We start from the raw sequence: 11,804 nt of genomic DNA, 5'->3' as shown, positions 1-11,804 counted from the left end.
TGGCTGCGTTCCCACGCAGAGCGTAGGAACGATCACTCATCACACCGGAGATTTCACGACAGTCGGACTCGGCCGCATCGAACTCAACCCGTAATAAATCAGCCCTCCCAAGGCCGAGCCGGTGAACCAGCCGTAGCTGTAGAACCAGCTGAAGGCATCGCTGCCCAGCGACAGCAGCGTCAACACCACCGGCACGCCGAACGCGATGAAGCCAAACCCGTTCCACGCCGGGTACACGTCATCACGATAGAGGCCGGCCAGATCCAGTTGCTGTTTCTTGATCAGGAAATAGTCCACCACCATGATCCCGGCGATCGGCCCCAGCAGGCTCGAATAGCCGAGCAACCAGTTGGAATACACCGTCTCCAGGCTCAGATCCGAGACAATCAGCCCGAGCTTTTTCAGCAGTTCATGGGCCATCAGCGCCAACCCGACCAACCCCGTGAGCATCACCGCCGTGGTGCGGTTGATGTACTTGGGCGCGACGTTCTGGAAATCGTTGGTTGGCGACACGATGTTGGCCGCAGTGTTGGTGGACAAGGTGGCGATGATGATCAGCGCCATGGCCAGTGCGACCCAGACCGGGCTCTGGATATGGCCGATCAAGGTGACCGGATCAGAGACGGTGACACCCACCAGTTTGACCGACGCGGCCGTCATCACCACGCCGAGGGAGGCGAACAGGAACATGGTCAGGGGTAAACCGATAATCTGCCCGACGATCTGGTCCTTCTGGCTTTTCGCGTAGCGGCTGAAGTCTGGAATATTCAGCGACAAAGTGGCCCAGAAGCCGACCATGGCGGTCAGCCCGGCGGCAAAATAACTGGCCACGCCGGCCCCTTCCGGACGCTTGGCCGGGATCGCCAGCAACTCGGTCATCGATACATTCGGCATAGCCCACACCAGCAGGCCCACGCCCACCAGTACCAACAACGGCGCCGAGAGGGTTTCCAGCCACTTGATCGAGTCCGCGCCGCGAATCACCACCCACAGGTTCAAGGCCCAGAACAGCATGAAGCCGATCACCTCGCCGGTACCGCCGAGGGCCTTCCAGCCATCGAACACCGAGCCGAGAAACAGGTGAATCGCCAGCCCACCGAACATGGTCTGGATGCCGAACCAGCCACACGCCACCAGGGCGCGGATCAGGCACGGGATGTTGGAACCGAGAATGCCGAAGGACGAGCGCAGCAATACCGGAAACGGAATGCCGTACTTGGTGCCGGGGAAGGCGTTCAGGGTCAGCGGGATCAGCACGATGATATTGGCGAACAGAATCGCCAGCAGCGCTTCGCCCACGGTCAGGCCGAAGTAGGCCGTGAGTACGCCGCCGAGGGTGTAAGTCGGCACGCAGATCGCCATGCCGACCCACAGCGCGGTGATGTGCCATTTGTTCCAGGTTCGTTCGCGCACCTTGGTCGGAGCCATGTCGTGGTTGTATCGGGGACTGTCGAGGACATCGCTGCCGGCTTCGAGCTCAAACAAGCCGTCGCGCTCGGTCACTTGCGATCTGATCTGTTGCATGGCCGCTCCACTGTTCTTTTGATTATTTTTGCTCATCAGAGGCTGGCGCAATGCGCGCGAGCCGGACGATGGCCGGAGAAACTGACAACTTTTACGGACCGGCCACGGTGTCAGCGGCGGCATCAATAAACGTGCCGGGTGCCCCGCTTGCGCCTCGGGCAGTGCCATAAAACTTTGCTAACCAACTGATGTTAATCAGCTTTATTTATCCAACTAGCGAGTCCCCGGTCAGTTGCCCTGTCACTCAGGCCGAATGCCAGGCAAGTTGTCCGAACAGTCAGGACTCAATCTGGTGCGTCGATCTTTTTTTGAAAGGTTGCGCATCAACCATAGACCATCCTCAACCGGCTGATTTCACATAGAAAATCTTGACCATATTTCCAACCTGTCAAGTGCGTCAAAATGGTGAGCGGTCTCACCATTTTGGTGATTTTAATTTTTTATCGTTATTTATCAAACAGTTAAAACAATAATAAGCTTATAAAAAATATTCTTGCTCAATCCACAAACTGCAGCTAGCGTCTATTCTTGACAGCGCTGACAGGAATACACCGATTGGCGTCTGCTTCATATAAAACATCTAGAACCGGCAATAGTCGGTCATGCCTGCGAGGAACTCGGAATGTCTCTGTTGATCCGTGGCGCCACCGTTATTACCCATGATGAAAGTTATCGCGCCGACGTCTATTGCGCCGACGGCGTGATCAAAGCCATCGGTGAAAACCTCGATGTTCCCGCCGATGCTCAAGTGCTCGACGGCAGCGGCCAATACCTGATGCCCGGCGGCATCGATCCGCACACGCACATGCAACTGCCCTTCATGGGCACGGTGGCCAGCGAAGATTTTTTCAGCGGCACCGCGGCGGGATTGGCCGGTGGCACCACGTCGATCATCGACTTCGTGATACCCAACCCACAGCAATCATTGATGGAGGCCTTTCATCAATGGCGTGGCTGGGCCGAGAAGTCGGCGTCTGACTACGGCTTTCACGTCGCCATCACCTGGTGGAGCGAGCAAGTCCGCGAGGAAATGGCCGAGCTGGTCAGCCAGCACGGGGTCAACAGCTTCAAGCATTTCATGGCCTACAAGAACGCGATCATGGCCGCCGACGATACGCTGGTGGCGAGTTTCGAGCGCTGCCTGGAATTGGGCGCGGTGCCGACCGTGCACGCGGAAAACGGCGAGCTGGTCTATCACCTGCAACGCAAGTTGATGGCCCAGGGCATCACCGGGCCGGAAGCGCATCCGCTATCACGACCTTCGCAGGTGGAAGGTGAAGCCGCGAGCCGGGCGATCCGCATTGCCGAAACGTTGGGCACGCCGCTGTACCTGGTCCACGTCTCGACCAAGGAAGCCCTCGACGAAATCACCTACGCCCGCGCCAAGGGCCAACCGGTGTACGGCGAAGTGCTGGCCGGGCATCTGCTGCTGGACGACAGCGTTTACCAACACCCGGACTGGCAGACCGCCGCCGGTTACGTGATGAGCCCACCCTTCCGCCCGCGCGGTCATCAAGAAGCCCTTTGGCACGGCCTGCAAGCGGGCAACCTGCACACCACCGCCACCGACCACTGCTGCTTCTGCGCCGAGCAAAAAGCCGCCGGCCGTGACGACTTCAGCAAGATCCCCAACGGCACCGCCGGTATCGAAGACCGCATGGCAGTGCTTTGGGATGAAGGGGTGAACACCGGGCGTTTGTCGATGCAGCACTTCGTTGCCCTTACCTCCACCAACACCGCGAAGATCTTCAACCTCTACCCGCGCAAAGGTGCGATCCGTGTCGGTGCCGATGCCGATCTGGTGCTGTGGGACCCGGAAGGCACGCGGACGATTTCAGCCAAGACTCACCACCAGCAGGTCGACTTCAACATCTTCGAAGGCAAGACCGTGCGTGGCGTACCGAGTCACACCGTCAGCCAGGGCCGTGTGGTGTGGGCCGATGGTGATTTGCGCGCCGAGCGTGGCGCGGGCCGGTATATCGAACGGCCGGCGTATCCGGCGGTGTTTGATTTGCTGAGCAAGCGGGCCGAGTTGCACAAGCCGACCGCAGTGAAACGCTGATCTGCCCTCTGTGGCGAGGGAGCTTGCTCCCGCTGGACTGCGCAGCAGGCCCAAAGCCAGTCGACTCGGGGGGGGCAGGACAACCGATTTGGCAGGATGTGGGGCGGCTTCGCCACCCAGCGGGAGCAAGCTCCCTCGCCACAGGATGATGCGAAAAAACCAATGCCCACCAGAGGCAGTACCTCAATTAACCGTGAGGCCAACACCGTGATCAAGACTTTGAACCACCTCCCGCATCCCCATGAGGACGCGGCCGCCCTCGCCGGCCATTTCACCGACCTGGCGCCGCCGCTCAACGAGCGTCAGGCGCATCTGGAAGCCTCGCGCTGCCTGTATTGCTACGACGCGCCGTGCGTGAACGCGTGCCCAAGCGACATCGACATTCCATCGTTCATCCGCAATATCCATCAGGAAAACGTGCAGGGTGCGGCGCAGAAAATCCTCTCGGCCAACATCCTCGGTGGCAGTTGTGCCCGGGTCTGTCCGACGGAAATCCTCTGCGAGCAAGCCTGCGTGCGCAACAACGCCCAGGAATGCGCGCCGGTACTGATCGGCCTGTTGCAACGCTATGCCGTGGACAACGCACACTTCAGCGAATACCCGTTCCAGCGCGCCGCCGCAACCGGCAAGCGCATTGCCGTGGTGGGGGCAGGCCCGGCCGGTTTGTCCTGCGCGCACCGCAGCGCCATGCACGGCCATGACGTAGTGATTTTCGAGGCCAGGGAAAAGGCCGGTGGCCTCAACGAATACGGGATCGCCAAGTACAAGCTGGTGGATGACTACGCGCAGAAGGAGCTTGAGTTCCTGATGGGGATTGGCGGGATCGAGATTCGTCACGGGCAGAAACTCGGCGACAACCTGACCCTCAGCGAACTGCATCAGCAATTCGATGCGGTGTTCCTCGGCCTCGGCCTGGCCGCCAGCAAACAACTGGGCCTGCCCAACGAGGATGCCCCCGGCCTGCTCCCCGCCACCGACTACATCCGCGAACTGCGCCAGGCCGATGACCTGACGCAACTGCCGCTGGCCGAACGCTGCATCGTCCTCGGTGCCGGCAACACCGCCATCGACATGGCCGTGCAAATGGCCCGTCTCGGTGCCCGGGACGTGAACCTGGTGTACCGCCGTGGTGTCGCGGACATGGGCGCTACCGCTCACGAACAGGACATCGCCAAGGCCAATCAGGTGCGGCTGTTGACCTGGGCGCAACCCGAAGAGGTGCTGCTCGACGATCAGGGCAACGTGCGCGGCATGCGCTTCGCCCGTACCCACCTGGTGGAAGGTCGCCTGCAAACCACCGGCGAAACCTTTGAACTGGCCGCCGATGCGATCTTCAAAGCCATCGGCCAGGCCTTCGACGCCGACGCCCTCGCCGATCCGCTGGCCCGTGAGCTCAAGCGTCAGGGCGATCGAATCCTCGTCGACGAGCAGCTGCGCACCAGCATTCCCGGCGTGTATGCCGGTGGCGACTGCACCAGCCTCGATCAGGACCTCACCGTGCAAGCCGTGCAGCACGGCAAGCTGGCCGCCGAGGCGATCAACGCTCAACTCATGCTCAACGTGGAGGCTGCGTAAATGGCCGATCTCTCGATTGTCTTCGCCGGCATCAAGGCCCCCAATCCGTTCTGGCTCGCTTCCGCGCCGCCGACCGACAAAGCCTACAACGTGGTCCGTGCGTTCGAGGCCGGCTGGGGTGGCGTAGTCTGGAAAACCCTGGGGGAAGACCCGGCGGCGGTCAACGTGTCGTCACGCTACTCGGCGCACTTCGGGGCTAACCGTGAAGTGATGGGCTTCAACAACATCGAGTTGATCACCGACCGTTCGCTGGAGATCAACCTGCGGGAAATCACCCAGGTCAAAAAGGACTGGCCGGACCGCGCACTGATCGTGTCGCTGATGGTGCCCTGCGTCGAGGAGTCGTGGAAAAACATCCTGCCGCTGGTGGAAGCCACCGGCGCCGATGGCATCGAGCTGAATTTCGGTTGCCCCCACGGCATGCCGGAACGGGGCATGGGCGCGGCGGTCGGCCAGGTGCCGGAATACGTCGAACAAGTCACTCGCTGGTGCAAGACCTATTGCTCGTTGCCGGTGATCGTCAAGCTCACGCCGAACATCACCGACATCCGCGTCGCCGCCCGTGCCGCCCACCGTGGTGGCGCCGATGCGGTGTCGTTGATCAACACCATCAATTCGATCACCAGCGTCAATCTGGAGCGCRTGGTCGCCAATCCCGCCGTCGGCAGCCAAAGCACCCACGGCGGTTATTGCGGCTCGGCGGTGAAGCCGATTGCGTTGAACATGGTCGCCGAGATCGCCCGCGACCCGCAGACCCAGGGCTTGCCGATCAGCGGCATTGGCGGCATCGGCAGTTGGCGCGACGCGGCGGAATTCATTGCCCTGGGCAGCGGTTCGGTGCAGGTGTGCACGGCGGCGATGCTGCATGGCTTCCGGATTGTCGAGGAGATGAAGGACGGTTTGTCACGCTGGATGGACAGTCAGGGCTACGCCAGCGTGTCGGACTTTTCCGGGCGTGCGGTGAGCAATACCACGGACTGGAAGTACCTGGACATCAACTATCAGGTGATTGCGAAAATCGATCAGGAGGCGTGCATCGGTTGCGGTCGCTGCCACATCGCTTGCGAAGACACCTCGCACCAGGCGATTGCCAGCCTCAAACAGGCCGATGGCACGCATAAATATCAAGTGATCGATGAGGAGTGCGTGGGCTGCAACCTGTGCCAGATCACCTGCCCGGTGCAGGATTGCATCGAGATGGTCCCGGTGGATACGGGCAAGCCGTTTCTGGATTGGAACCATGATCCCCGCAATCCCTACCATGTCACGGTCTGAACGCAGCGTTGCCTGAACTGACGCCTTCGCGGGCAAGCCTCGCTCCTACAGTTTAATGTCGAGCCACATCAAATGATCGACGCTAAATCTTTTGGTGCGTGGCTTGCCCGCGAAGAGGTCGGCAGCCGCACCACCAACCTCAAGGCTCCAACCCGATCCCACGCAAGATCACACTGGTCACCGTCTGCACCGCCCGTTCGAACTGCATGTCCGACAACGGCTGATGATCATTGAGGATGTTCACCTGATGATCGAAGTCGGCGTAGTGCTGGGTCGAGGCCCAGATCATGTACAACAGGCTGGAAGGCTCCACCGGCAGGATGCGTTTGTCTTCCACCCACTGGCGAATTTTCGCTTCCTTCATCTTGGCCCAGTCGTACAGGCTCGCGTCCAGCTTCTCACCGAGGGTCGGCGCGCCGTGGATGATTTCGTTGGCCCAGACTTTCGAACCGTACGGCCGGCTGCGGGAATGGTTCATCTTGGCGCGGATGTAGCTACTGAGCACCACGCGCGGGTCGTCGAACATCTCGAAGCACAGGGCGTCTTGCTTCCAGACCTCCAGCAAACCCAGGAGCACCGCGCTGTACAGCTCGCTCTTGGTGCTGAAGTAGTAATGCAGGTTGGAGCGCGGCAGTTGCACTTCAGCGGCGATGTCGGCCATGGCGGTGCTGCCGAAACCTTTTTCGGCGAAGACCTTTTCGGCCGCCAACAGGATTTTTTCGACGTTACTGCGACGAATCTCGATCTTGTGATTGCCCATGAGGGCTCCCTGACAACAGCGTTGCTCAAGACTAGCATCCGCTCTACGTCGCGGCGACAGGGGAAAACGAAACTTCGTACAGCGGCCCTGCGGCAGGTAAACTGCCCGCCACTTTGAACCTGCCGCTGAGGTCTTCACGATGCTGCTCAAGAACGCCCTGACCACCGCTGCCCTGCTCGGCTCGCTGCTCGCCGCCTCATCGGTGTTTGCCCACGCCCATCTGAAAAGCCAGACCCCGGCGGCCGACAGCTCGGTGAGCGCGCCAACGGAACTGCGCCTGGTGTTTTCCGAAGGGGTTGAAGCAACGTTCACCAAAGTGAAAATCAGCAAGGACGGTGCCGACGTACCGGTAAAAAGCCTCGCCACCGAAGGCAGCGACAACAAAACCCTGGTCGTCACCCCGGCAGCGCCGTTGGCCGCTGGCGATTACAAGGTCGAATGGCACGCCGTGTCGGTCGACACCCATAAAAGTGAAGGCGCCTACCGCTTCAAGGTGGGTCAGTAATTCATGACCGAGGCGCTGGTGCTGTGCCGCTTCCTGCATTTCACCGTGGTGCTGATGTTGTTCGGGGCCTGGGTGTTCAGGCCTTTGCTGTTGGGCCGCGAAACGAAATGGCTGGATCCGGCACTGGCGCGAGTGACCCGCTGGCTCAGCGTGGTGGCGTTGCTCAGCGGCGTCGGCTGGTTGCTGCTGATCACCGCCAGCATGGCCAGTTCCCCGGAGGCGGCATTCGACCCGGCGATGCTGAACCTGGTGCTGAGCAATACCTTTTTCGGTCAGTTATGGCGCTGGCATCTGCTGCTCAATCTGTTGCTCGTGGCATTGTTGTTGACGCCCTGGCGTTCCAACATGGCCTGGCGCATCGGCCTTTCCAGCCTGCTGCTGGCGACCCTGGCCCCGGTCGGTCATGGCGCCATGCTCGATGGCCTGCAAGGCCAACTGTTAATCCTCAACCAGATTGTTCACCTGACGTGCGTCGGCGCCTGGCTCGGTGGGTTGATGTTGCTGGTGATGATCCTGCGCCAACCGGACGATCATCCCTTGAGCGCGATACTGCAACGCTTCAGCGGGATCGGTTACGCGTTGGTGGCGGGGTTGGTGATGACCGGCCTGATCAACGTGCGCGTACTGACCGGCGTGTTCTGGCCGACGCCGTTGCTGTCCGGGTTTGCGCTGATTCTGTTGATCAAGGTTGTGCTGGTGATCGCGATGCTGGGGTTGGCGCTGTTCAATCGGCTGCGGGTCAAGGATTGCCAGCAGCGTCCGGGGCTGTTGCGCACCAGCGTCATGCTGGAATGGATACTGGGGATCGGCGCGGTAGCGGCGGTTTCACTGCTGGGCACCCTGCCCCCAATGATCGCCAACTGAAACACACCCCATCTGTAGGAGCGACCTGTGGCGAGGGGGCTTGCCCCCGTTGGGTTGCGAAGCAGCCCCAAAGTTTCTGTTGTACCAAAAATCCTGTGAGTGGTACGCACTCAAACGGGGGCAAGCCCCCTCGCCACAGGTCACCCCCCACAAGAGGTATGCGTTAGTCAGGGGTATTGGGATCCCCTTGCGCAGCGGTATCAATACTCACCACCACCGACATCCCCGGCCGCAGCCGTTCGCTCTGTTCCTGATCGGCATCGACGCTGATCCGCACCGGCACTCGCTGGGCAATCTTGACGAAGTTGCCAGTGGCATTGTCAGCCTGCAACAAGCTGAACTCGGAGCCTGTGGCCGGTGAAATCCGTTGCACCCGCCCGTGGAATTTCTGGTGGTTCAGCGCATCGACGGTGAAGCTCACCGGCTGGCCGACCCGCACGTTGTCCATCTGGGTTTCCTTCATGTTGGCGATCACCCACAACTGGTTCGGCACCAACGCCATCAGCTGCGCCCCGGAGTTGACGTAGGCGCCGAGGCGCACGCCAATCTGTCCGAGTTGACCGTCGCGCGGCGCCACCACGCGGGTGTTCGACAGGTCGATCCGCGCCAGTTGCACCGCCGCCTCAGCACTGGCCACCGCCGCTTCCAGCGAGCCGCGATTGACGATCACCGTTTGCAGATCCTGGCGGGCAATGTCCAGATTGGCCTGGGCTTGCGCCACGGCGGCAACGGTCTGGGCGTTGGCGGCCAGGGTCACGTCCAGCTCGCGTTTCGACACCGAGCCATCACCGACCAGCTCTTTGTTGCGGCGCAAATCCGCTTCACTTTTGCGCAACTGTGCCTGGGCGTCGGCGACGGCGGCCTGACGCAACTTGATGGTCGCCTCGGCGCTGTTGCGTTGCTGCACCACGTTGGCCAGCGCGGCTTTCTGCACCGCCAGTTGCGCCAGGGACTGATCGAGACGCTGCTTGTAGATGCGGTCGTCAAGGCGCACCAGTAAATCGCCGGCCTTCACGAACTGGAAATCCTGCACCGGCACTTCGTACACGTAACCGCTGAGTTGCGGGCCGATGATCGTCACCTGCCCGCGCACCAGGGCATTTTCCGTGGTCTCGACCGCGCTGCTGAACGGTGGCAGTTGCCAGGCGTACAACACGATCAGTACACCGACGAGAGCAATCGCCGCAAAGCCCAGGGACGAGATGATCCGCACCCCCAGCGAGCGCGGTTCAGAGCCCGGCGAGGATGGCGGCGTCACGCCTTCGGGGGTGGCGGCAATAGTGTTGGTGGTCGTGGTGGTCGGTTCGGTCATGAAGAAGTGGCACCGCTGGATTGTTTGGTTGGAGTGGCAGGCGCCGGGGCAACGGCTTGGGTAGTGCTCATCAGCCACAGGGCGCGAATGGAAATCCAGATCATGGTCAGCACCGCGATCACGGCAATCAGCATGAACACATCGTTATAGGCCAGGACATTAGCCTCGCGGGTGGCGGCGGCGGCCAGGCTACGGATGCCCTGCAGGTTGCGCAGGCTCGGGTCGGCAATTATCGAGCCGACCGCGTTGCCGCCGCTCTGGACCCGCGCCGCCACACGCGGGTCGAGCAACGTCAGCTGCTCGACGATGTGACTGGAATGAAACTTCTCCCGCGCGATCTGGAACGTCCCCAGCAGTGCCGCGCCGATCAAGCCGCCGAGGTTCTGGCAGATACCGAACAACACCGAGAAACTCACCAGGTTGCGCGGGCTGGACAGCACGTTACGCATGCCATAGACCATGGTCGGCCCGAGGAAAAACGTCCCACCAAAAGCCAGCAGAAACTGGCTGAAATACAGGTTTTCCGGGCGGGTCAGGTTGTTCGAATAACTGTCCATCACCGAACCGACCGCCATCAGCGCCAGGGAAATGTTCAGCGGCATGATCAGGTGCTTGGGGTCGATGGTCAGGGCGCTGGTGACCAGGCCGGCGACACTGCCGATCAACATCACCACATACAGGCTGTGCAGCTGTTGACTGCTCATGTTCAGCGTCTGCATGAACCCCACCGCGCCGGTGGACTGTTCCGACGTCACCATGCGAATCAGGATCACCGCCAGGGCCAGGCGAATCATCGCCCCGCTACCGAGCCAGCGGGTCATCAGCATCGGGTTGCTGCGATTGTGCTCGATGGCCAGGCCCGTGAGGATCAACACGATCGAAGCCGCCGACGCCACGCCGATCCACTGCGCTTCCAGCCACCAGTCGATCCGCCCCAAAGACAACACCGCGCAGAGCAAGGCCACGCCGGTGGCGAGGATGGCGAAGGTCAGGAAGTCGAGTTTTTCGAAGGTCTTGAAGCGGTCACCCGGCGGCAGTTTCAGCAGAAACACGCAGCCCAGGGACAACAGCGCCATGCCCAGTTCGAACAGGTACAGCCCGCGCCATTCGGCGATCTGCAGCAGGTCTTCGGAAAACAACCGTGCCATGGGCAAAGCCAGTTGCGAGGTGCCGAGGCCCAATACCAGCGCCTTCATCCGCCATTTCGCCGGGAAGGCCTGGATCATGTAATACAGGCCCAACGAACTCAGCGCTGCGCCGACCATGCCGTGGGCCGCGCGCACGGCGATCGCCGAACTCAGGTCGTTGACGAACAAATGGCCGAAGGTCACCAGCGCATAAAGCATCAGGAACACTTCGGTGAACGCCCGCAGGCCGAACTGCTGACGAAACTTCACCAGCAGCAGGTTCATCGACACGTTGGTCATGACGTAAGCCGCCGGCAGCCAGGCCATCTCGGCCGTGGTCGCGCCCAGCGCGCCTTGCAGATACGGCAGGTTGGCGACCACCAGCGAGTTGCCGAGACCACCGGTCAATGCCACCAACACCCCCACCAGCGCGTAGGCCAGCCGCCTGGGGTTGGAGTGCAACGGCGTCGAGKGCGATCCGGGCAGGCTGGGCCGCTCGTGGGGCTGCCAGTCGCGCGGGGTGTAGTGATCCATTCGATGGCCTTGGTTCAAGGAGTGTGGTCAGTTTGCCACAGCTGAAACACAAATCCCTCGCCACAGGCTTACTCCCGCACTGGACGGTGTGTTCGGCGGGATTCGTAAATTCTGTTTAAAAGTCTTCTCGCCCGTAGCGGATTTTTCCGGGGCAATCCAAATGACACCCTCACGGCACTGTTCAACTCAAAAGGTGCCCCTTATGACCACTGCCCATTGGCAACGCTCCCCCCGCTGGCTGAAAAATCTGCTGGCCGCCGCCCTGC

The 11,804-nt window shown here is 61.2% G+C and carries 9 protein-coding genes; 5 read left to right on the top strand and 4 right to left on the bottom strand.

Annotated features, from left to right (window positions below; genetic code table 11):
- Positions 1-39 precede the first annotated feature (39 nt).
- A complete protein-coding gene (locus AC1DLB_RS07860; RefSeq protein WP_018929683.1) occupies positions 40-1,524 on the bottom strand; it encodes an NCS1 family nucleobase:cation symporter-1 in 1,485 nt (494 codons plus the stop codon).
- Positions 1,525-2,146: 622 nt separating this feature from the next.
- On the opposite strand from AC1DLB_RS07860, the gene hydA reads away from it, so the two are divergent.
- The 3 genes from hydA to preA all read left to right on the top strand — a co-directional run bounded on the left by hydA (position 2,147) and on the right by preA (position 6,436).
- Positions 2,147-3,586, top strand: a complete 1,440-nt coding sequence (gene hydA / locus AC1DLB_RS07855) for a dihydropyrimidinase (RefSeq protein WP_018929684.1) — start codon at positions 2,147-2,149, stop codon at positions 3,584-3,586.
- Between the two features lie 207 nt (positions 3,587-3,793).
- Positions 3,794-5,161, top strand: a complete 1,368-nt coding sequence (locus tag AC1DLB_RS07850; RefSeq protein ID WP_477742965.1) for an NAD(P)-dependent oxidoreductase — start codon at positions 3,794-3,796, stop codon at positions 5,159-5,161.
- A complete protein-coding gene (gene preA / locus AC1DLB_RS07845; protein WP_477784837.1) occupies positions 5,162-6,436 on the top strand; it encodes an NAD-dependent dihydropyrimidine dehydrogenase subunit PreA in 1,275 nt (424 codons plus the stop codon). It abuts the gene before it with no gap.
- Positions 6,437-6,575: 139 nt separating this feature from the next.
- Here preA and AC1DLB_RS07840 read toward each other — a convergent pair whose 3' ends face one another.
- The gene (locus tag AC1DLB_RS07840) at positions 6,576-7,196 is read right to left on the bottom strand and encodes a TetR/AcrR family transcriptional regulator (protein WP_007937670.1); all 621 of its coding nucleotides are present in this window, start codon (positions 7,194-7,196) and stop codon (positions 6,576-6,578) included.
- Between the two features lie 139 nt (positions 7,197-7,335).
- Between AC1DLB_RS07840 and copC the strand changes: the two genes are divergently transcribed.
- Both copC and copD read left to right on the top strand, forming a co-directional pair.
- Positions 7,336-7,701, top strand: a complete 366-nt coding sequence (copC, locus tag AC1DLB_RS07835) for a copper homeostasis periplasmic binding protein CopC (protein WP_477742964.1) — start codon at positions 7,336-7,338, stop codon at positions 7,699-7,701.
- A gap of 3 nt (positions 7,702-7,704) precedes the next feature.
- The gene (gene copD / locus AC1DLB_RS07830; protein ID WP_477742963.1) at positions 7,705-8,565 is read left to right on the top strand and encodes a copper homeostasis membrane protein CopD; all 861 of its coding nucleotides are present in this window, start codon (positions 7,705-7,707) and stop codon (positions 8,563-8,565) included.
- Between the two features lie 163 nt (positions 8,566-8,728).
- Here copD and AC1DLB_RS07825 read toward each other — a convergent pair whose 3' ends face one another.
- Entirely contained in the window at positions 8,729-9,877 is a 1,149-nt protein-coding gene (locus AC1DLB_RS07825; protein ID WP_477742962.1) for an HlyD family secretion protein, read from the bottom strand.
- Positions 9,874-11,538 (bottom strand): MFS transporter, encoded by a 1,665-nt coding sequence (locus AC1DLB_RS07820; RefSeq protein WP_477784836.1) that lies wholly within the window; start codon positions 11,536-11,538, stop codon positions 9,874-9,876. The genes AC1DLB_RS07825 and AC1DLB_RS07820 overlap by 4 nt, the downstream gene beginning before the upstream one ends.
- Positions 11,539-11,804: the final 266 nt, after the last annotated feature.

This window comes from Pseudomonas sp. 05N434, from assembly GCF_056396965.1.
Note: the sequence above shows the minus strand (reverse complement) of the source record. Positions and strands in the feature narration are given on the sequence as shown.